Raw genomic sequence first — 21,173 nt, forward strand, 5'->3', positions numbered from 1 at the left:
AAAACAACAGAACGTTTTCACTGAGATTCGCTATTGTCGAAATGGCTTATTTGATGTTTTCTTAAGCCATCGAACGATCGCTTTTGGGTCGATCTCGAGCCTTCTGGTGCTCGTTACAAAACACAATAACTGCTTCAAGGTCGAACATGTTTGTTCATCAACAATCTAGCACGAGCGCGCAGATGGCGCTAAGTATTGATACTCAGAAGACGGGGATCGCCTATTTCAACTGGATTGTGGCGATCCCCGCAAATTGGAAGAAAATATTAACTTCGTCGCTTTTCCCAGCGATCGCCTTCACAATGTGTTTGGCACATAGGTCAAGAGAATGAGTTATGTCAGCTCTTCTTCGATAGCAAATCCTTTTTGTTATGTTGTGAATCTAAATGGGTGTTTTGTATCGGAGATCGCAGTTGTCATAGAACCGAAAAGCTATTCTAGGATTTAATACTTCGATGACTTAGCCTCTGAAAGTCAAAAATGGTTTCAAGGCTAGCATTTCGATTCATTCGCATCGAAACTCAAGATTTTTAGCTTCGAGCTAGATGATAGGGGGCGCATTCATCTAGAGCTAGTTGAGCTGTGCTCGTTAGAACGCGATCGCCAGCAATGTTTTTGTTGTTTACTCCTCTGAGGAACGTGAAATGGTAGGCTCTCTTCTCGCAGTCCGCGAAGCTTTGCAAGTTAAGGGGATGAATGGCGGCACCAGTGCAGGAACAAGGGTGTCTGTTGAAAATCGTCGTGCAACGGCGACCCATTTAGCCGCCTTCTCGGGAGATCTGCCTCTGTGGACAGCACTTTGGGGCGATCGATCGATTGTCGGGACGCTATCGGATTGCCTCGATTACATGGGTATTTATGGTTCGGCGCGCGATTTTCACATGCGTGAAGCTTCTCGGACGGGCCGGACGGGGGGTGATTTGTGGAGCGTACGGTGGTCTGCTGGGGCCAAGGCCAGTTTTCAGATCGAAGCCTCGTAGCATCCCGAGAGAATGATTCGCTAGCCTAGAGGTAGCTGCATTCCACTGGACTGAATGGGACTCTATTCGCGAGTTATTTTTCCTCGTTTACTGGATTTGACCATGTCGGCGGACATCTTGACGGAGCACCGTCGGGATGTCCTTTCCCGCGCTAAGGGGCAGGTGTTGGAAATTGGGTTTGGGACGGGATTGAATTTGCCCTACTATCCAGCCTCAGTGGAGCAATTGACGGCGATTGATGCCAATCCGGGCACGATGGCGATCGCCCGCCGTCGATTGAAGCAAGCGAAGATTCCGGTGGAGCGCGCCACCCTCAATGGGGAGTCGTTGCCGATGGCGGATGCGAGTTTCGATACTGCGGTCAGCACTTGGACGCTGTGCAGTATTGCGAATGTCTCGCAGGCCCTTCAGGAAGTGCGGCGGGTGTTGAAGCCGGGGGGAGAATTGTTGTTTATCGAGCACGGGCTGAGTCCCGATCGCCCTGTAGAGGTTTGGCAAAATCGTTTGAATGGGCTGCAAAAGGCGATCGCCGACGGCTGCCACCTCAACCGCAATATCCCTGAAATCGTCGAAGCCGCTGGCTTGAAACTGACGCAACTGGAGTCCTTCTATGCCGACGGGATGCCCAAGTTTGTGGGCTACTCTTATAAGGGAGTTGCAACGAAGCCAGTTTGACTCAATCTATGAAGAAGTTGGCAATCGAGAGGAGAAAAATACCATTCCCACAACTGCCCAAGCGATGATTTGTCTAGAACTGTCTCAACAGTTGACGAGATACTATCTCCCAATTCATTTAGTCAGCTTCGATCGGCACTCCCTGCAGGTTTATATTCTGGCAGGCGAGGAAACCGAGATCTTGATTAACCCCAATGGCAACTGGAGATTCCTATGAAGGAAACTGACTTTCAGAGCATGAGCCGGAAGGAACTGCGGACTTACTTGCTCCGGCATCGCAGTGACGAACGGGCTTTTCAGGCTTATATGGATAGACTGGCGGATGCGCCGACACTAGCGAGCGGTACGCTGGCAGATCTCCAAGACTCAGAACACTTTGCTCAACTACTCCAACAAGTAGACAAGGCCAAGAAAAACATGTGACTTCACGCGAAGTTAGCTCGATCGAGCTCCGAAGCGATCGTTGGCCAGTTTTGGTAACGCTAACAGCGCCAACCCAGCGATCGCCAGCGAGCTCAACCCCACAATGCCTGCGAGGGGATTGCCATCAATTCCTGTGACGAAGTTGGGGACAGCCTCTGGATAGCGAACCCAAGCGGAGATATTGACCCAAGCAATGGAGAAGACCCAGCCGGCGTGCAGTCCAATTCCCAGGCCCAAGCGATTGCCCGTCAGATACTTCGCCTCCACTAAAATCGTCCCCACCAGCACGAGCCCGAGCAGTTGTGGCCCCCAAGTGTGAGCCAGCGCATAAATACCTGTCACGAGCGCCCCCGCAACCCACCGGTTCCAATCCAGTCGCAATTCTTCCAACAGCCAGCCGCGAAAGAGCAGCTCTTCGCCAAAACCGACAGCAGCAGCAGTGGCGATCGCATTGGCAAAGGCGATCGTCAATTGACCGGGCTCCACCGGCTGCCATTCCAGCCAACCCAGCCACCCTTCTATCCAGAAAGGGAGAAAAACACTCGCAAAACCAACTGCTCCCCCCAACCCTAGCCCTCGGCAAAATACCCAGGAAGGCTGTAGACCTAAAACTCGATAGGGATGAGATCGCCCGTGTATCCACTTGCCCCAGACGCCGATGTAGAGGACCGACAACGGATACAGGATGGCAATCGTCAGGGTATCTCCCAAGACGGGTAACCAGCCCAGCCAACTGGCTACCCACACCGGCAAGCAAACGAGGGGGAAGATCAGAAGAAAAATGAGTACGCGCAGCCATGCGGAACGCGATCGCACCCACCCACTGCATCGCTGCAACAGCGCTTTAGAGCGAACAACCGTCAAGCGAATAATCGTCAAATGAATCCGAGCCTTAACAATCTGGCTCGATCGTGCTGATCAAGCCGTGGTTTTGCAATTGCTCTTTGTAAAACTCGGCATGTTCCTTCGGCACCACGATCACCACTGCAGAACCATTAGTATGGGCTTCCAACATAATCTCGCGGGCTTGGGGAGGCTGCATAGCCGGAATCGTTTGCACCAATACCTCGATCACATACTCCATCGGGGTGTAATCGTCATTGTGCAACAACACCCGGTACATGGGCATCGGCTTACGGTCGGTTGAGCTTTTTGGCTTGACCTCCGCGAACACCATGACAACTTACCTCATCCTTAAAACGTAATTCTATCAATCTAGCCACTTAACATTCTGCAAATTTTATTCAAAAGACGCAAGCACCTCTCGGGTTACAGTCTCAGGAGTTCGACGAAATAGAACACCAATGGAGCGGTAAACACGTAACTATCGCCGCGATCGAGGATACCTCCATGCCCCGGAATCAAGTCTCCCGAGTCTTTGACCCCCGCATTTCGTTTCATCAGCGATTCAGTCAGATCCCCCAACAAGCTGGTAATGCCAATCAACGACCCAATCGCCATACCTGAATAGGGCCACGAATGCCACTCTAGCAAACTAGCTCCGAGAACGGCGATCGCAATACTGCCCGCAATCCCAGAAATCGATCCCTCCACCGTTTTTTTGGGGCTGATAATCGAGAGCTGCGTTTTGCCCAGCCACTTACCCATAAAGTAAGCACCAATATCTGCCGCCCAAATACAACCAAAGGCCAACAGCACCAGTTGCCAGCCACCTACATGAGCCCGCACCAAGATCCAGAAACTGGGCAAGTAGGCACAGTAGAACAAACCCAGAATGGAGGTGGCGATGTCATTGATGGTGGCAACTTTCGGTTTGAACAGGAGATAAAAGCAAATAATCGTGCCCGAGACCGTCAGGGTCAGTCCAGACCATTCCGGTCGCACTTGCTGCATCACAACTAAAATTTGACTCACGACCAGGGTGGTGCGCATTGCCGGTGCTGCCCCAGTCGCGCGTACGAGCTTGAAAAACTCCAGTTGAGCCAGCAACACAATCGCTGCCATCATGGCGGTAAAAAACCAGCCGCCCAAAAACGTCATCGATAGAGCGACAACAATCGCGACGATCGCACTAACTAACCGGAGCTTGAGTTTTTCTCTCACCTGTGCAAAAAACCTCGCCGCACCCCTGGGGTGTTGTTAAAGTTTAGCTCGTCATTGGGGTTTTGCTCCCACTCCAGTTGTCACGGACAGCATGAAGGTCGATGTCTGGCCATTCAGCCAGAATCTCAGAGCCCGCGAGGCCTCGCAAGCTTTATGATGGCAAGCGTTCTGGTTTGTCTCTCAATTTGGTCGAAACACTCCCTGTGGCCGAAACACTGCTCTATCGGCAACTGCGCCGATCGCTGTTGGACTGGTATGCCCGCGAGGGGCGATCGCTCCCCTGGCGAGAGACTCGCGATCCCTATGCGATTTGGGTCTCTGAAATCATGCTGCAGCAAACGCAGGTGAAGACGGTGTTGCCCTACTACCAGCGCTGGCTGGAGGCATTTCCCACGATCGCCGCTTTGGCAGCGGCACCTCGCGATCGCGTACTCAAGCAGTGGGAAGGGTTGGGCTATTACAGCCGCGCGCGCAATTTCCACCGAGCAGCTCAAATCGTTATGGCCGAGCACAACGGTCAATTTCCCACCGATATCCGAGCCGCGATCGCTCTACCCGGCATTGGCCGGACTACGGCTGGCGGCATTCTCAGTGCTGCGTTCGATCGCCCTACAGCGATTTTGGACGGGAATGTCAAGCGGGTGCTAGCCCGTACGATCGCCTTGCCCCAACCCCCCGCTAAGGCTCTGCCCCAATTGTGGGATCTGTCTGAAGCGCTGCTCGACCCCGAGCATCCGCGCGACTACAACCAGGCACTGCTAGACTTGGGCGCGACCCTGTGTCGCCCGCGCCAGCCAGATTGTCCCCGCTGTCCGTGGCAAGATAGCTGTGCCGCCTATCGAACAAACCGACAATCCGAATTGCCCGTGAAGTCTCCAAAACCCGAACGCCCCCACAAGCAAATCGCTGTGGCGATTGTGTTGCAAGATGGCCAAATTCTGATCGATCGCCGACCGGAGTCGGGCCTGTTGGGCGGGTTGTGGGAGTTTCCGGGGGGAAAAATTGAAGCGGGAGAAACAGCGGCTGACTGTGCTGTTCGCGAAGTGAAGGAGGAAGTTGGGATAGAGGTGGAGGCGATCGCCCACTTGGGCAGTGTCGAACATGGCTATACTCATTTTTCAGTCACGCTACACGCTTACATTTGTCGCTATATTGCTGGCGAAATTGAAGCTCTAGAAGTTGACGACGTTCGCTGGGTACAGCCTTCAGAACTTAAGAATTATGCCTTTCCTGTGGCAAATCAAAAAATCTTTCCACTTTTAGAAGCATGGCTAAAACAATGAGAGGGAGGCTACCTTGCAGCCAGCGCTTACTTAGCATCCTCGCTTGTTTCTTGAAATGTCACCCGCTTGTACAAATCCTTCAAACTCATCTCAATCGCTATCGACTGTATCGCCAAAACTGCCTTCTCTCCCATCAATTCAGTTAACAACCACTGGCGATCGTCTACCTTTGTAAACTGCTCGACTCGAAGGGCATCCTGGTCTATCAAAATATATTCTTCAAATTCAGGAATCGATCGATATAGCCGGAATTTAGCTGATTTGTCATAACCCCCTGTTGAATTGGACAACACCTCAACAATTAAACAAGGATTGGTAATTGCTGTTTGCTGATTATCTGTGAACTTTGGCTCTCCCGCCACCACCATCACATCTGGGTAAGTATAGCTTTCATACAGCGGCAACCATAACCGCATATCGCTCATAAACACCAAATAATCTAAATCTTCCAGCGCCAACAATAGCCGAGCATAGAACTTACCCGCCAAAATATTATGATTGGCTGTCGCTCCCGCCATAGCAATAATGTGTCCCTCAATAAACTCGCTTCTAAAATCTGCTTTCTCCTCCAGTGCCAAATACTCCGCTGGCATATAACGTTTTGCTATTGCGATCGCCATAGTTCACCTCCTCAATCTTTTGCCAAAATCGCCAAATAATGTCGAACCGCCTCTGGCATCCCCATCTCCAAGGCATCTGCCGTCAGCGCATGGCCAATGGAAACCTCCAAAATTCCCGGTATTTCACAGAATTTAGCCAAATTGTTCAAATTGAGATCGTGTCCGGCATTCACGCCTAGACCGACTGCCCGTGCCAGCTTTGCGGCCTCAGCATAAACAGGCCAAGACTCGTCCACTTTGCCATCCCGAAAAGCTGTTGCATAGGGCTCCGTATACAGTTCAATCCGCTCCGGTCCTAGCTCGCCCGCCAGTCGAATCTGCTCCACATCGGGGTCCATAAATAAACTGACGCGAATGCCCAAATCCTGTAGTTGCTTCAAGATCGGACGGAGGCGATCGCCATCTTTTGCGATATCCCAACCACGATCTGAGGTAAACGCATTCGGATCGTCCGGCACCAAGGTGGCCTGCGTCGGCCGCACCCGAGTCACCACCTCCATAAAGCGCCCTAAAAACGGATTGCCCTCAATATTGAACTCCACTGTCGGATACTCCGCCTCCAGCAACACATCCAACTCATCCACATCTGCATAGCGAATGTGTCGCTCGTCCGGGCGAGGATGCACCGTCACCCCATAAGCTCCCGCCTCCAACGCCATCCGGGCCGCCTTCAACACGCTGGGAATGCCTAAATTGCGGCTGTTGCGCAACAGGGCGACTTTATTGAGGTTGACACTGAGCTGAGTGGCCATCGATCGCGAGTCCCTGCAAAGGACTTCTAGTGTATGCCGTAACCTCGGCCCGTTGCATCTGGCGATCGCCACCCCATTCACTGCCTCTCAGATCGCTGGTAGCTCGGCACTAACCGATCGTCCCTATTTCCAAGAACCAAAGACCGCGCCCCTATTGCAGCTCGGTTAAGCATTTGTTATACATACCTTAACCTTGAGAAAATCAAAATCGATGCCTCATTTACTGTCCCAAAATAAAGCGGCGATCGCTTCCGCTCGCCGCCGCAGGATTCATTGGCCGAGCGCACTACAGATTCCTACTCATCTGGCTCGTTTTTTAGTCGTTCTTCTGGCGATCGATAGTCTGTTTCTTGTCCTGCATATCGTTCACGTTTACGAGATTTTGCCGATCGGCAACCGCTGGGCTCTCGGCGTCGATCGCAGTTATTCAGAATGGTTCCAGTACGGCAAGTTATTTCTCATTGCAAGTATTTTTTTGTGGTTAGAAATCAAATATAAAAGCCGAATTTATGGATTTTTCTCTCTCTTGTTTTGGCTCATTTTTCTAGATGATAGTTTATCCATCCATGAAAATCTCGGCGATCTCATTGGAGTATGGCTTAACACTGTAGATCACGTCGGAGAAGTTATCGCAATGTTGGCACTCGGGCTCGTCCCCATCATTTCAATCGCAATCAGTTACGCCAACACAAAAGTGACAAGATACAAACAATTCAGCCTCAATCTTATCAAACTCATTTCCATCTATGTTTTTAGCGGCGTCGTCATTGACTTCATATACAGTGAAGTCTACTTTCCTTCCAATCTCGTCAGAACAATTCTTGGCATATTAGAAGACTTTGGCGAAAATATTGCGATGGTGCTAATACTTGTGTTTGCCATCCGCCACCTGCTCTACGTAAGGAATACCGACAGGCCAAACTTAACGTCATCCGAATAGAAATTAGGCCGTTCTTTGCTGCAAGAAACTGCGCTGAGATGCTAGTCTCACCTTGCCTTGAGTTGCCCAAGATTGCAACAGTTCCACCTGTTCCTTAGCCGTACGAGCTAGAGGAACCATGAGGGCAACGGATTCCAGAATGTCTTCGGTGGTAAAGTCGCGATTTTGACTAAAAGCTAAGTGCATCGCTTCGATAATAGATTGCTCGATCTCGGCCCCCGAAAAATCGGGGGTTTCGTAAGCCAGTCGCTGAATGTCGTAATCGCGAACGGTTTGGGGCCGCAATTTACCGAGATGCACGTTAAAAATCTCGGCTCGCTCCTCCTGCGCGGGCAGATCCACAAAGAAGATTTCGTCAAATCGACCCTTGCGCAACAGTTCTGGCGGCAAAATTTGAATATTATTCGCAGTCGCTACCACAAACACCGGAGCCGTTTTCTCTGCCATCCAGGTAATCAGTGTCCCCAATACGCGACCGGTCGTCCCGCCATCGCTACTCGCACTCGTGCCAAACGCCTTGTCAATTTCATCAATCCACAAGACGCAGGGAGACATCGCCTCCGAGAGTTGGATGAGCTGGCGAGTACGCGATTCTGACTCCCCCACCAAACCAGCAAACAGTCGGCCAATATCGAGACGCAAGAGAGGCAGGTGCCAGTGATGGGCGATCGCCTTGGCCGTGAGAGACTTGCCCGTGCCTTGAATTCCCACTAACAACAGACCGCGAGGCTGAGGCAAACCATATCTGCGGGCCTTCTCGCTCAAAGCACTGCCCCGCCGCATTAGCCAAGACTTGAGATTGTCCAGACCGCCAATATCGGCAATTTCGGTAGCAGCAGGATAAAACTCCAAAATTTGGGTTTGGCGAATCTTCTGACGCTTTTCTTCCAAAATCAAATCCACGGCATCGGCGCTCAAGCTGCCAGCCTGGGCGATCGCCTTGGCCAGCGCCTGCCGAACCCGAGCGAGCGTCAACCCCTGACAAGCTCGCACCAGCTCGTCCCGCTCGGACTGAGCTAAAGTCTGGGCGAGTCCTACGAGCCGATCGATCGCCTGACCGATCTCCGTCGAACTGGGCAAATCAAATTCTAAAACTGTGATAGTTTCACTTAGATCGGCAGGGATATCTAGCACTGGGGCCAAAATGACAACTGTTTTTGGGAGCGATCGCAGTTTTCGCCCTAGGTTTCTCAGTTTGCGGGCAACGGAAATATCGGTAAGAAATCGCTGAAAGTCTCGCAGAACAAAAATTGCAGGGGCGCGATCGTCGGTCTTCTCGATATATTGCAGCGCTTGTAGGGGATTGCGCTGGGCAGTGCCAGCATCGGTGCCCTGCAGGTCGTAGCCGGTGACAAAATCCCAGAGATAGATCGCTCTGCCGTCACTGGCAGCTACGATTGCATCTTCCGCTCGCTCCTCCTCCACCGTATTGATATAGATGGCCGGATAGCGAGCCCGCAATAATAGATTGAACTCTTCGGAGAATGTGCCCATGCCCTTCAGACTAGCAGAGGTCTAGTCCCGCATTCGAGCGATAGCGATATCGAGAGAACTCCCATCTTAAAAGCAATCGATCGTAGAGTTAGGTACGCCATTGCCCGAGGGATTCGCTGCCGAATCGGAACTCTCATCCCTTGACTCAACAGGGCGATCGCCCACAGTATCCGAGCCCGCCTTCAACGATTTCAGCTCAGCTTCTAATTCGTCAATCCGTTCGATCAGCGAAGAAATTGCCTTGCCCACCGGGTCGGGCATGAGATGGTGGTCGAGATCGATGCCGTGTTCGGTAATGCGGCGGCAGTGAATCGGCAATACCACGCGTCCCGGAATCCCCACCACACTCATCTCGGCAGGCACATCCTTCACCACTACAGCATTTGCTCCCACCCGCGCTCCCTTCGCCACCGTAATCGGTCCGAGTACTTTCGCCCCCGTCCCAATCACCACCCCATCTTCTAAAGTCGGATGGCGCTTGCCCTTATCCCAAGAGGTCCCCCCCAAGGTGACGCCGTGATAGAGGGTTACATCGTCGCCAATTTCGGCGGTTTCGCCAATCACCACCCCCGCGCCGTGGTCGATGAAAAAGCGCCGCCCAATTTTCGCCGCCGGATGAATTTCAATCAGGGTCAGGCCGCGAGCCACAAAGCTGATGTAGCGAGCCAAAAAACACCACTTGTGCTGCCACATCCAATGGGCTAACCGATAAACTAACAGCGCGTGCAGCCCCGGATAGGTAAAAAACACTTCGAGCCGGTTGCGGGCGGCAGGATCGCGATCGAAGACGCAGTCGATATCTTCTAAGAGCTGCTCCCAAGCGCGCAGTCGAGGTCGGGGAATTGCGCGCTTGGGTTGCGGTTGCTTCGAGTTCGAGCCGCGAACCTCAGTCTGGCGATCGCCAGAAGCATCCGAGTAATTCACTGGATCGACCATCAGAATGTCTCAATTGCTAAAAAACAAGTTCGGCGGCTGGCAGGTGATAGCTACGTCCCCTCAGTGTATGCTCCATCTCCTCAAGCAAAGCAGTCCACTGGGCGGTCGCCCCTTTTGCGAGCGAGATTGCGAGGAACGACACAGGAGTGAAAAACCAAGAATACAATAAAGCAATGTGCTGATGCTCCCTCGTGGGTCAGTCAACCTCAAAATCAACCAGAATCACTTGCATACACCCCATTCATTCTAGGCGCGGAGTTAGCGATGAGCGATGCAATCCACACCACTATCCAACAACAGGTCGACAACAACAAAATCATGATCTACATGAAGGGAACGCCCGAATTTCCCCAATGCGGCTTTTCTGCAGCCACCATCCAAGTCTTCGAACGGATGGGCTATCCCTATGCCACTGCAAACGTGCTCGACGATGACGAGCTCCGCCAAGGCATCAAAACTTTCTCCAACTGGCCCACCATCCCTCAGGTTTACATCGACGGAGAATTCGTGGGGGGCTGCGATATCGCTTTAGAGATGTACAATCGCGGCGAATTAGAACCCCTAGTCAAAGCCGCTGTTGAAGGGGCCAAGGCATAGTCCCCGCAGGCAATTGCAGTTGGCCCTCGCGGTTTTTCGCCCAGCCAGCTTCATAAATTGCAACGACTGATTCTGAGAAAGCCATTCCCGCTGTGCTTTAAGATCGGGATTGGCTTTCTTTTGCTTGAAGAAACAATCGACGAGTTGAACGTTTGAAATGACCCATTCTATCTCCGCTCCTCCGATCGCGGGCGATCGCCTCTTACGTGCAGCGCGGGGCGAGGTTGTAGACCGTCCGCCCGTCTGGATGATGCGACAGGCCGGTCGCTATATGCAGGAGTATCGGGTTCTGCGGGAAAAATATAGCTTCAAAGAGCGCTGCGAACAACCAGAATTGGCTGTGGAGATTTCTCTACAGCCCTTCCGCGCCTTCCGCCCTGACGGCGTCATCATGTTCTCCGACATCCTCACCCCCCTCGACGGCATGGGCATCCCCTTCGACCTCGTGGAAAGCGTCGGTCCCATCATCGATCCCCCCATCCGCACTCGAGCACAGGTGGATAAAGTCCGCCCACTCAATCCAGAAGAAAGCCTCCCCTTCATCAAAGAAATTTTAAGCACGCTGCGCAGTGAAATTGGCGATCGCGCCACTCTCCTGGGCTTTGTGGGTGCCCCCTGGACGTTGGCGGCCTACGCGGTCGAAGGCAAAAGCTCTAAAGACTATGCGGTCATCAAACAGATGGCCTACAGTGCCCCCGAGATCCTGCACCAACTTCTAGGCAAGCTGGCCGATTCCATTGCCCGCTATGTCTGCTATCAAATCGAATGCGGCGCTCAAGTGGTGCAAATGTTTGACACTTGGGCCGGTCAGCTCAACCCCATCGACTACGAAGCATTTGCCCTCCCTTACGAACAGCGCATTGTCGAACAGGTCAGACAAGTTCATCCCGATACGCCCCTCGTGCTCTATATCAATGGCAGTGGCGCACTCCTAGAGCGGGTCGGCCAATCTGGCGTGAATGTATTTAGTGTGGATTGGCTCTCGGATATCGGCGAGGCTCGCCAGCGGCTCGGTCCCGACATGGCGGTGCAAGGGAACCTCGACCCCATGGTGCTGTTGGGTAGCAAAGCGCTCATTCGCGATCGCACCCTCGATATCATTCGCAAAGCGGGTCCCACCGGTCATATCATGAATCTGGGGCACGGTATCCACCGCACGACTCCCGAGGAGAATGTGCGGTACTTCTTTGAGACTGTGCAATCCTTCTCCTATAGCTAGTCGGTCGCGGAGAATCCCCTCCTAGATTGCAGAAAAGCGGGCCTGAGCCCGCTTTAAAATCATTAACGAGTCATCTCACAATCGGAGACCTGTTCCGAGCGATCGCCGTTAGCCAACCAGCTCGAACAGATTGAACATCGGTAGGTACATCGCCACAATGATGGTGCCCACCATACCGCCTAAGACAGCAATCATAATCGGCTCCATCAAACTGGTTAAAGATTTTACCGCCTGTTCCACTTCCAACTCGTAAAATTCGGCGGTTTTCTCTAACATTTGATCCAATTCTCCCGTTTCTTCCCCAACGCTAATCATCTGTACGGCCATGACAGGAAAGACCTTGGCCCTACCTAAAGCAGGAGCAATTGGATTGCCTGCCGCGATCGCGGTGCGGGAAGAGTCCACAGCATTGGCAATGACGCGATTTCCCGCTGTATCTCTAACAATTTCTAAACTGGTGAGCACCGGCACACCCGAGCGGGAGAGCGAGCCGAAGGTGCGGCAGAAACGGGCCACCGAGCTCTTGCGAATCAAATCTCCAAATAGGGGCAACTTCAGCATTAAAGCATCGACACTTTCGCGACCGGCAGGGGTGCGATAGAACTGCTTGAAGGCAAACGTACCGGCAACAATCATTACAATCGTGCCTACAATCACGATTGGCGATCGTAAAAACTCACTCAAGGTCAAGAAAAACTGAGTAAAGGCTGGCAATTCTCCACCCAATTCTTCGTAAATACTTTCAAATGTCGGCAAAATGAAAATCACCATACCGAGGAAGACCAGAACGGCCAACACCAAGACCGTCACGGGGTAGGTCATGGCTGACTTAATCTGACGCTGCAACCGATCCACATCTTCTAGCAACTTGGCCAAGCGTTGCAGCACCTCATCCAAGACCCCCCCCACTTCGCCCGCCTGCACCATAGCGCAGTAGAGGCCGTCAAAGGCATCGGGATAGGGGCGAATCGCGTCGGAGAGATTTTTGCCCGATTCGACCTCGGATTTTACCGAGGTCAAGTATTTCCTCATTTTGGGATTGTCGGTTTGCTCGGTCATGATGGTGAGCGATCGCACCATCGAAACCCCCGCATTGATCAAGGCTGCAAACTGCCGCGAAAAGACTGCTTTGTCCCGAACTTCAATACTGCCCATCGACAATTCGAGCTGGCCGAGGTCAAACCCTCTCTTCACTTCGCTAATATCGCGAACGTAAACGCCACTGCGGCGCAAAGAGGCGCGGGCTTCTGCAAGCGATGTGGCCTTGATGGTGCGAGACACGGGTCGTCCCGCCTGCAATCCCAGCACTTTAAACTGTGGCATAGCCAATTTCCTTAAACGTTACCGATTGTGAGTCGAGACTAGTGAGCTCGGGAACTGTACGACACTCGTCCATCGCTCGTGAGTCTGGGGTTCGCGAGATTGAGGGTCGTGACGTTCAAAGTGTGCCCAAACCAACCGCAAGCCATAGCCCCACGATCTCGACGGGCACTCAAAATCATTTAGCGAATGCGAGCTGCCGTTGGCTGGGCGCGGCCATTCGCTTGGGCGGCAGCATTGCCTTTGGGGCCGCCCAGCATCCTGGCGAGTTCGTCAGGCCGAGAGGTTTTGGCCAGCGCGTTATCGAAAGAAATTTTGCCCTGGTGGTATAGATCCGCCAGTACTCTTTCCAGAGTTTGCATACCCAGCTTGCCGCCCGTTTGAATGGCAGAGTAAATCTGGGAGGTTTTCCCCTCTCGCATCAAGTTGGCGATCGCTGGAGTGACCAACATGAGCTCTTGCGCCAACACGCGACCGAATTCCCCCGGTCTCGGATTGAGCCTGGGCACGAGGGTCTGAGCAAATACTCCGATCAGCGAGTTCGAGAGCTGCACTCGGATCTGCTGCTGTTGCTCGGGTGAAAACACATCCACCATCCGGTCGACTGTCTGGGCTGCGGAAGACGTATGCAGCGTACCGAATACCAAGTGACCGGTTTCTGCTGCCGAAATCGCTAGCTGAATCGTTTCCAAGTCCCGCAATTCACCCACCAGAATCACATCGGGATCTTCCCGCAAAGCAGCCTTGAGCGCATTGGCAAAACTGCGAGTATCTTCTCCCAATTGGCGTTGGTGAATGATACTCTTATCCGATTCATAGACATATTCAATGGGATCTTCCACCGTGAGAATGTGCTCGGCTCGCGTCTGATTGATATAGTTAATCATTGAAGCCAGTGTGGTGGATTTTCCCGATCCTGTCGGCCCCGTCACGAGCAAAAGGCCGCGAGGGCGCTGAGCGGTTTCCTTGACAATATCTGGCAAACCCAATTTATCAATATCGGGAATATCCGACGACAGTGCCCGCAATGCTGCAGCGTAGGTGCCGCGATCTTTGTAAACATTGACCCGAAAGCGGCCAATTCCTCGCACGCCATAAGAACAATCCAGCTCCCAGTTTTGCTCTAGGTTTTTCCGCTGAGTATTGTTCAACATACTGAAAATTAGCTTTTGTACCTCTTCGGGAGTGAGGGGCTCGTCCTCCGTCGGCTCCAAATGGCCGCTGACGCGAATATAAGGGGGCAACCCCGCTGAAAGATGTAGGTCGGAGCCGCCTTTTTGAACGGTCAACTCCATCAAATCTTCAATCATCATCATGGCGAGTGAGTCTCCTACGCAGGTCGGCACGGTCAGTGGTGTTTAGGGTCAATGTTTTGAGTCTGCAGGCGATCGCAAGCGCACTGAGGTGCAACTCCCATCGCCATCTCGGAAGGTGTAATCTCAGCTAGTTTCGGCCAAAGCAGCCTCGGGCTCTGAACTCTGCTCAAATCCGTGTCCATGCTCGAAACCGGGATTTTCACCTGCTGGGCTATCCGATTCTTCCGCCACAGGGTCAAAGCGTGGCGTCAAACAATAGGGACAAGTCACCCATTCGACATGCAGTTCGCCACCACAGCTACGGCAAGAACCCGTTTCCTTGGCCCGCTGCTTGCGTTCTGACTCCAGGGCCTTATCCGTCAGCACCACTCGATTGACTTCATCTAAAGTGGTCATCCCCTGCTGAACCAGTTTGAGGCTGTAGGTCAGGAGCGTATCCATACCGGCTTCTACAGCAGCCTCCTTGAGTTTCTCCGTCGGGGCTCCTTGGTTGATTAGCTTGGCAATCTCATCACTCATACGCATGAACTCGTACACACCTACCCGGCCCTTGTAACCGACCCCTTTGCACTTGGGGCACAATGTTTTTGCTTTTCGAGCCTCCCGAATTTCAGGGGGGGTGAGGGCATTCGCACGGAAGAACGTAATCTGCTCCGTACTTCCAACCGTGACCAAACCGTAACGGGCGAGTTCCTCAGGGGAGGGATGATAGGGGCGCTTGCACTCGCCACAAACCCGGCGCATGAGACGCTGAGCCAACACCCCCAATAAAGCACTAGAGATGTTAAACGACTCCACCCCCATTTCTGTCAGGCGCACGATCGCCCCAGGTGCGTCATTGGTATGCAATGTGGTCAAAACCAAGTGACCCGTCAGCGACGCCTCAATCGCAGTTTTCGCCGTTTCGACATCGCGGGTCTCCCCCACCAGAATCACATCCGGGTCTTGCCGCAGAAATGCTCGCAAAATATTGGCAAAGTTCATACCTTTTTCGCGGATCACCTGCACCTGTGTCGTGCCTTTGAGGGAGTATTCAATCGGGTCTTCTGCCGTGCTGATGTTAATGCCGGGGCTGTTCAGTTCTGCTAAAGCCGAGTAGAGGGTGGTGGTTTTCCCAGACCCCGTCGGCCCCGTCACCAAAATGAGCCCGAAGGGTCGGTGGATCACATCTCGCACCCCAGCCAGCACATCGGGATCGCTAATGAGGACATCCAATCCCAATTTGGTGGAGGAGTTATCCAAAATCCGCATGACGATTTTTTCGCCATAGCGGGAGGGAAGGGTATTAACGCGAAAATCGATCCGACGGCGCTTGAACATGCGACGAATGCGACCATCTTGAGGCTGGCGGCGCTCGGCAATATCCAGCTCAGCCAAAATTTTGAAGCGGGTGGTCAGCGCGGGAATAATTTGCTTGGGCAGGTTGTCAAACCCTTTGCGCAATACGCCATCCTTCCGAAAGCGAATGCGCAGGTACTGTTCTTGGGGTTCGATGTGAATGTCCGAGACCCCCTCTTTGAGGGCCTTCACCATCACCTGGTTGGCCAACTTAATGACTGGCGCACCTTCAGCACTGCGCAGTGCTGCCTCTAGCGATTCTCCTTCCTCTTCAACGGCATCGTCTAACCCTTCAATATCCAGATCGATATCTTCCAATCGACCGGTAACTTCGATCTCTTCCTCATCAAACTCTTCTTCCCCAGATTCCTCACGATCGTCATCGTCGTCATCGTAGAAATCGTCGTACCCTTCTTCATCTTGCAGCTTATTGTTGCTCGCCAGCGACTGTGCCTGCTGGTTCAAACAATCGTCCAAAAGCTGGGTGAAGTCGCCGACCCCAAAGACCACCCGCTTTAATTTCAGCCCTTGCAGCCGCAAGCGGCGGTTGAGATCGTCGAGGGCGCGCAGGTTTTCGGGGTTTGTCATCGCCACGGTCACCACATCCCCCTCTTGGGAAATGGGACACATCTGGTAGCGATTGCAGACGTCTACCGGTAACAGAGTCTCCTGCAAGGCCATGACCTGCTCCAGAGCGGCAGGCTCTAACGCTAAATCTAGGCAAGGGAACCCATAAATCACTTTGAGTTCGAACAGTTCTTGCCGCTTATACAGGCGCTGCAGTTCGGGGGTCAGTTCTCGACCCGTCATCTCGCTGACCACTGAAACCAGATCTCGACCCGTTTCGCGATAGGTCTCGAAAGCAGCCTGAATTTGAGCGTTATCGGCAATTCCCATCTGAACCAGTTTGCGTCCGAAGGGAGTGACGCTGGTTTGGCTCACGACTAGGGCACGACGAGAAGAGGTATTCATCGGCATTGACTAGAGGATGCCCAGAGTATGCCCATTCCCCCGAGATTTCCTGCCAATTCTCCCCGCCTGACTCGAACTCAACAGATCGACTGCCCGTCTCAAACTATGCAGATCTCTCCGCTGGTGGCAGTAGAAATGCGAGGGTAACGTCGGCATTCAGGTGTGCCCCCGGTTCGAGCAAGATGAGATCGATACCCGTGTTGATGGCATTGCGAGGAGCAGACCAAGGCTCCAAACAGTAGAACGGTTTCCCCTTGACAGTCCAAAATACCAAATGTCGAAAGTGAGGGCTCCCTGTCAGTTTGAGCTGTAAATCGCGATCGCGCACTGTTGCTTCTAGAGCCGCGTCGGAGGGGGCGGGATCGAGGGCAGCATCAATTTCATCGAGATCGAAATTCCAGCCAGCAGTGAGTTTGTCAGCGATGTTGTTGGCGCGATCGAAATAGACTTTTGTCGGCAGTTCGAATTGCAGTTGGGTTTTATCGGCAACGGCAAAGTAAGGGTGAAAGCCAATCGAGAAAGGCATAATATTCTGCGATCGATTGCGGAACTGCTGCTCGATCGCCAGTTGGCTGCCCGTCAAACGGTAGGTGAAGTTGAGTTCGAATGCAAACGGATAGACGGAGCGGGTTGCAGGGGTATCGGTCAGGGTAACGGTCAGGACAGCGGCGGCTTCGGTCTCCATTTGGGTAACTGTCCAGGGCAAATTGCGGACAAAGCCGTGTTGGGGGAGCTCGTAGACCTGTCCCTGCCAGGTATATCGATTCTCCGGTAAGTTACCGCAGATGGGAAACAAAATGGGGATCCCCCCCCGCATGCTCAGCGCGGGATCGGCAAATCGCTCGCGATCGAGGTACAGCAGGGAGCGATCGCCCTTCTGGATGTCAACAACCGCCCCTCCCCGCTCCGGTACGACCGAGACCCGAAAATCTGTAGTTCGATCGTGCAAAATATAAGTTTTGTACCGATCTGTTTCACAATGAATGTCGAACATAATCTCCCTCCAAAGAGATTATTTCGAGTGTAAAGGAGGTTCCGTTTGAATTCACCAGAATCCCTCATAGACTTTTATATTGCCGGACCGCTGTTCAATATTTACGAACAGGTGTTTCAACAGCAAATCGAAACGGCGATCGCCGAGCTGGGCAGCACCTTTTTGCCCCAGCGGGATTGCCCCCAAGACGAAGAAAAAATCTTTTCTGCCTGCATTGATGCCGTGGATCGAAGCCGCTACGTCATTGCCAACCTATCCGGTATAGATGTGGACTCTGGAACAGCTTTTGAGGTGGGATATGCCTATGCTAAAGGTATTCCAGTGTTCGCGATCCGCTCGGAAATTGCCGTTCAATTGCCCGATCGCACCATCTTCCCCAACGTCATGCTGCGGGATTCTGTTAAAGTCTTGGCCGCGTCGATCGAGGAGCTGGTGGATGCGATTCAATCGGAACTAGATGCGATTGACTCAGGTGAGGCAGGCTAACCCCACGCCATCAAATCCAGCGGATGGCAAAAGGTTTCAGAGATTTCCGTTTAATTGCCATCCGTTTCCCCTTCTGGATCTGCGGTCTCAGCAGCGACTGTGTTAGCTGAAACCGCAACCCCCATCGAGAGCTGTTCGCGCAATTTTAGATCGATCTCGGTGCGAATTTCGGGATTGCGATCGAAGTACACAATGGCGTTATCGCGCCCTTGGGCCACATTATCGCCGTTGTAGCTATACCAAGAGCCCTTGCGCTCCACTAACCCCGTTTCCTCAGCCAAGTCGAGGATACAGCCAGTATTGGAAACTCCCTTACCAAAAATAATATCGAACTCCGCCCGACGGAAGGGGGGAGCAACCTTATTCTTCGCCACTTTTACCCGAGCCCGAATGCCATATTCTTCGTTCCCCTTCTTCAAGGTTTGAATGCGGCGAATATCTAAGCGGACCGAGGCATAGAACTTGAGAGCATTGCCGCCGGTGGTGGTTTCTTGGGGACCGTAGCCCATGCCGCCAATCTTGGAGCGCAACTGGTTGAGGAACACCACGATACAGCCCGTCTTGCCAATATTGCCAGTGATTTTGCGCAACGCTTGACTCATCAAGCGGGCTTGCAATCCCACATGAGAATCCCCCATTTCCCCTTCAATCTCGGCCCGGGGAACCAGAGCCGCGACCGAATCGACAACCACAATATCCACTGCAGCAGACCGCACCAATTGGTCCACAATCTCTAAGCCCGCTTCGCCGGTGTCGGGCTGAGCAACTAGCAGATTTTCGACATCGACACCTAAGGCTGCCGCGTAGGTGGGATCGAGGGCATGTTCGGCATCCACAAATGCCGCGATCCCTCCCACTTTTTGCACCTCCGCCACCGCATGTAAGGCAATCGAAGTCTTCCCCGACGACTCGGGGCCATAAATTTCCACGACTCGCCCTTTGGGAAATCCCCCTCCTAAGGCTAGATCGAGGGTGAGGGGTCCGCTAGAAACCGTCTCCACCCGCATTTGGGAGGCATCTCCCAAACGCATAATGGCCCCTTTGCCAAAATTGCGTTCGATCTGGCCGAGTACTCGATCCAGCGCTTGCTCCTTAGCAGCCGCTTCTTTGCCATTGCTGGATTGAGAAGAGTTTCGGGGCATAGTGGCAGGATCTCCAAAACAGAGTGGGGCAGGGAAAGATCGAGCTTGAGGTTGGGAAGGCGCGATCGAAGGCGACAGCATTCTAGCACCCCGCTCGCTGGCAACATTGTCTGTTTCCTCTCCACTCAGACTGTTGTAAAGTTGCAGCTTGGAATCGCCAGAAACGCTAGAGTTTCTGAGAATTCCGCACCGTTACTTGCGCCTTGCAGGCACCCTTCATGTCTCAGTCTCCCAGCGGCGATCGCCCCCTCACCCTGACATCCCCTCAAGCCACCCAAACCCTGGCGTATCTGCTGGGCAAAAGTGCCACGGCTGGCTCGGTACTATTGCTAGAAGGGAATTTAGGCGGTGGTAAGACCACTTTCGTGCAAGGGTTAGGAAAAGGATTGGGCATTGAGGATGCGATCCTAAGTCCTACATTCACGCTCGTTCAAGAGTATTGGGAAGGGCGCTTACCCTTATTCCACTGCGATCTCTATCGACTGACCCCCGAGGCCGTCTATGACTTGAGCTTGGATGAGTTGTGGGTAGGGGAAGGGGTGATGGCGATTGAATGGCCCGATCGCCTGCCCGAACTGCCGCCGGAGTGGCTGCGGTTGAGATTAGAAGTAGTCGACGAGACGAGACGTCTGGCTAGCGCTAGTGCTAGCGGCGATCGCCACTATCACTGGTGGCAGCAAACGGTTCGACAGTTTGCATCGAGTCATCCAAACTCTCAATAATGTTGGCATCTCTTGCAGGACAGCATCGATATGGCAGCACCGCCGCACATACTCGCCCTAGACTTCGATGGCGTTCTGCTCGACGGCCTACCAGAATATTTTCAAACTGCTTGGCGAGCCTATTGCCAAATTTGGCAGCCCCGAGAGGTTATTCCTCCCGCTGGGGTGGCCGATCGCTTTTATCGCCTGCGCCCGGTCATCGAAACGGGCTGGGAAATGCCTGTATTGGTGCGTGCCATTGTGACAGGTATCCCTGACGATGCTGTGCTGGCGGATTGGCCATCAGTATTGCAGTCCAGAGTGGCCAGGGAAGAACTCGATCGCGTCGTCCTCGCCCGAGCGGTAGACGGCATCCGCGATCGCTGGATCGCCTCAGATCTGGAAGGTTGGCTGGCCAGCCAACGGTTTTATCCGGGGGCGATCGCGCGGCTGGAACAATTGCTCGCTAGCGAAGTAGAAATCTATATTGTCTCCACCAAGGAAGGTCGCTTTATTCACAAGCTCTCAAGTCAAGCGGGAATAGAGCTGCCGCGCGATCGCATTTTCGGCAAAGAGATCGGGCAACCCAAATACGAAACCCTGCGACAACTCTTGCAAGCCTCTGGAAACCTGCCAAGCTCTTGCCTCTGGTTTGTGGAAGATCGGCTCAAAGCCCTACGGTTGGTGCAACAGCAGCCAGATCTGCAGAACGTCGGTTTATTTTTGGCGACTTGGGGATACAACACCGAACGCGATCGACAAGCGATCGGAGGCGATCGCTTCATTCACCTCCTTAGCCTGAATTGCTTTCGTCAGAGCTTGTCCCATTGGCCGATCGAGCCGAACTGCAGTCAGCCCCACAAATCTTTGTAAGTTGGAGACCGCAAATTGGGCGAAACTATAAAGGTGGAAAGCTTTGAA

The 21,173-nt window shown here is 53.0% G+C and carries 22 protein-coding genes; 10 read left to right on the forward strand and 12 right to left on the reverse strand.

Annotated features, from left to right (window positions below; genetic code table 11):
* The first annotated feature begins 644 nt into the window (after positions 1-644).
* From SYN7336_RS05805 to SYN7336_RS05820, 3 genes are all read left to right on the forward strand, one after another.
* Positions 645-980, forward strand: coding sequence for a hypothetical protein (locus SYN7336_RS05805; protein WP_156820044.1), 336 nt, complete (start codon positions 645-647; stop codon positions 978-980).
* A 102-nt stretch (positions 981-1,082) separates the two neighbouring features.
* Positions 1,083-1,655, forward strand: coding sequence for a class I SAM-dependent methyltransferase (locus SYN7336_RS05810; protein ID WP_227498606.1), 573 nt, complete (start codon positions 1,083-1,085; stop codon positions 1,653-1,655).
* 213 nt (positions 1,656-1,868) lie between these two features.
* Entirely contained in the window at positions 1,869-2,078 is a 210-nt protein-coding gene (locus tag SYN7336_RS05820) for a hypothetical protein (protein ID WP_017324990.1), read from the forward strand.
* Positions 2,079-2,090: 12 nt separating this feature from the next.
* On the opposite strand, the gene SYN7336_RS24635 is transcribed toward SYN7336_RS05820, so the two are convergent.
* The 3 genes from SYN7336_RS24635 to SYN7336_RS05835 all read right to left on the reverse strand — a co-directional run bounded on the left by SYN7336_RS24635 (position 2,091) and on the right by SYN7336_RS05835 (position 4,142).
* On the reverse strand, positions 2,091-2,957 hold the full coding sequence (locus SYN7336_RS24635) for a CPBP family intramembrane glutamic endopeptidase (RefSeq protein WP_017324991.1): 867 nt from the start codon (positions 2,955-2,957) through the stop codon (positions 2,091-2,093).
* Between the two features lie 13 nt (positions 2,958-2,970).
* A complete protein-coding gene (clpS, locus tag SYN7336_RS05830; protein WP_026100735.1) occupies positions 2,971-3,255 on the reverse strand; it encodes an ATP-dependent Clp protease adapter ClpS in 285 nt (94 codons plus the stop codon).
* A 92-nt stretch (positions 3,256-3,347) separates the two neighbouring features.
* Positions 3,348-4,142, reverse strand: coding sequence for a phosphatidate cytidylyltransferase (locus SYN7336_RS05835; RefSeq protein WP_038025756.1), 795 nt, complete (start codon positions 4,140-4,142; stop codon positions 3,348-3,350).
* Positions 4,143-4,345: 203 nt separating this feature from the next.
* Between SYN7336_RS05835 and mutY the strand changes: the two genes are divergently transcribed.
* On the forward strand, positions 4,346-5,425 hold the full coding sequence (gene mutY / locus SYN7336_RS05840; RefSeq protein WP_026100737.1) for an A/G-specific adenine glycosylase: 1,080 nt from the start codon (positions 4,346-4,348) through the stop codon (positions 5,423-5,425).
* Between the two features lie 26 nt (positions 5,426-5,451).
* Here the strand turns inward: mutY and SYN7336_RS05845 are convergent, their stop codons facing one another.
* Together SYN7336_RS05845 and SYN7336_RS05850 are read right to left on the reverse strand one after the other, a co-directional pair.
* Positions 5,452-6,045 (reverse strand): Uma2 family endonuclease, encoded by a 594-nt coding sequence (locus SYN7336_RS05845; RefSeq protein WP_026100738.1) that lies wholly within the window; start codon positions 6,043-6,045, stop codon positions 5,452-5,454.
* A gap of 11 nt (positions 6,046-6,056) precedes the next feature.
* Positions 6,057-6,797: a pyridoxine 5'-phosphate synthase gene (locus tag SYN7336_RS05850; protein WP_017324996.1), complete on the reverse strand. Its 741-nt coding sequence runs from the start codon at positions 6,795-6,797 to the stop codon at positions 6,057-6,059.
* Between the two features lie 211 nt (positions 6,798-7,008).
* Between SYN7336_RS05850 and SYN7336_RS05855 the strand changes: the two genes are divergently transcribed.
* Complete coding sequence (locus tag SYN7336_RS05855; protein ID WP_017324997.1) at positions 7,009-7,737, forward strand: hypothetical protein; 729 nt, start codon at positions 7,009-7,011, stop codon at positions 7,735-7,737.
* Positions 7,738-7,740: 3 nt separating this feature from the next.
* On the opposite strand, the gene SYN7336_RS05860 is transcribed toward SYN7336_RS05855, so the two are convergent.
* Both SYN7336_RS05860 and cysE read right to left on the reverse strand, forming a co-directional pair.
* Complete coding sequence (locus tag SYN7336_RS05860) at positions 7,741-9,231, reverse strand: AAA family ATPase (RefSeq protein WP_017324998.1); 1,491 nt, start codon at positions 9,229-9,231, stop codon at positions 7,741-7,743.
* A gap of 66 nt (positions 9,232-9,297) precedes the next feature.
* Positions 9,298-10,167 (reverse strand): serine O-acetyltransferase, encoded by an 870-nt coding sequence (gene cysE / locus SYN7336_RS05865; protein ID WP_017324999.1) that lies wholly within the window; start codon positions 10,165-10,167, stop codon positions 9,298-9,300.
* A 264-nt stretch (positions 10,168-10,431) separates the two neighbouring features.
* On the opposite strand from cysE, the gene grxD reads away from it, so the two are divergent.
* Positions 10,432-10,764 (forward strand): Grx4 family monothiol glutaredoxin, encoded by a 333-nt coding sequence (grxD, locus tag SYN7336_RS05870; protein WP_017325000.1) that lies wholly within the window; start codon positions 10,432-10,434, stop codon positions 10,762-10,764.
* Positions 10,765-10,921: 157 nt separating this feature from the next.
* Positions 10,922-11,983: a uroporphyrinogen decarboxylase gene (gene hemE / locus SYN7336_RS05875; RefSeq protein ID WP_017325001.1), complete on the forward strand. Its 1,062-nt coding sequence runs from the start codon at positions 10,922-10,924 to the stop codon at positions 11,981-11,983.
* 108 nt (positions 11,984-12,091) lie between these two features.
* On the opposite strand, the gene SYN7336_RS05880 is transcribed toward hemE, so the two are convergent.
* The 4 genes from SYN7336_RS05880 to SYN7336_RS05895 all read right to left on the reverse strand — a co-directional run bounded on the left by SYN7336_RS05880 (position 12,092) and on the right by SYN7336_RS05895 (position 17,923).
* Complete coding sequence (locus tag SYN7336_RS05880; protein ID WP_017325002.1) at positions 12,092-13,306, reverse strand: type II secretion system F family protein; 1,215 nt, start codon at positions 13,304-13,306, stop codon at positions 12,092-12,094.
* A 179-nt stretch (positions 13,307-13,485) separates the two neighbouring features.
* A complete protein-coding gene (locus tag SYN7336_RS05885) occupies positions 13,486-14,619 on the reverse strand; it encodes a PilT/PilU family type 4a pilus ATPase (protein ID WP_017325003.1) in 1,134 nt (377 codons plus the stop codon).
* Between the two features lie 123 nt (positions 14,620-14,742).
* Positions 14,743-16,929, reverse strand: a complete 2,187-nt coding sequence (locus tag SYN7336_RS05890; RefSeq protein ID WP_017325004.1) for a GspE/PulE family protein — start codon at positions 16,927-16,929, stop codon at positions 14,743-14,745.
* A gap of 103 nt (positions 16,930-17,032) precedes the next feature.
* Complete coding sequence (locus SYN7336_RS05895; protein WP_017325005.1) at positions 17,033-17,923, reverse strand: hypothetical protein; 891 nt, start codon at positions 17,921-17,923, stop codon at positions 17,033-17,035.
* A 45-nt stretch (positions 17,924-17,968) separates the two neighbouring features.
* On the opposite strand from SYN7336_RS05895, the gene SYN7336_RS05900 reads away from it, so the two are divergent.
* The gene (locus SYN7336_RS05900; protein ID WP_017325006.1) at positions 17,969-18,409 is read left to right on the forward strand and encodes a nucleoside 2-deoxyribosyltransferase; all 441 of its coding nucleotides are present in this window, start codon (positions 17,969-17,971) and stop codon (positions 18,407-18,409) included.
* A gap of 50 nt (positions 18,410-18,459) precedes the next feature.
* Here the strand turns inward: SYN7336_RS05900 and recA are convergent, their stop codons facing one another.
* The gene (recA, locus tag SYN7336_RS05905; RefSeq protein ID WP_017325007.1) at positions 18,460-19,551 is read right to left on the reverse strand and encodes a recombinase RecA; all 1,092 of its coding nucleotides are present in this window, start codon (positions 19,549-19,551) and stop codon (positions 18,460-18,462) included.
* 218 nt (positions 19,552-19,769) lie between these two features.
* Between recA and tsaE the strand changes: the two genes are divergently transcribed.
* Positions 19,770-20,273 carry a tRNA (adenosine(37)-N6)-threonylcarbamoyltransferase complex ATPase subunit type 1 TsaE gene (gene tsaE, locus SYN7336_RS24640; RefSeq protein ID WP_017325008.1) on the forward strand — a complete coding sequence of 168 codons (504 nt, stop codon included), beginning with the start codon at positions 19,770-19,772 and terminating at the stop codon, positions 20,271-20,273.
* Between the two features lie 30 nt (positions 20,274-20,303).
* On the forward strand, positions 20,304-21,125 hold the full coding sequence (locus tag SYN7336_RS05915) for an HAD family hydrolase (RefSeq protein WP_038026617.1): 822 nt from the start codon (positions 20,304-20,306) through the stop codon (positions 21,123-21,125).
* Positions 21,126-21,173: the final 48 nt, after the last annotated feature.

This window comes from Synechococcus sp. PCC 7336 (genome assembly GCF_000332275.1).
GTDB lineage: Bacteria > Cyanobacteriota > Cyanobacteriia > Thermostichales > PCC-7336 > PCC-7336.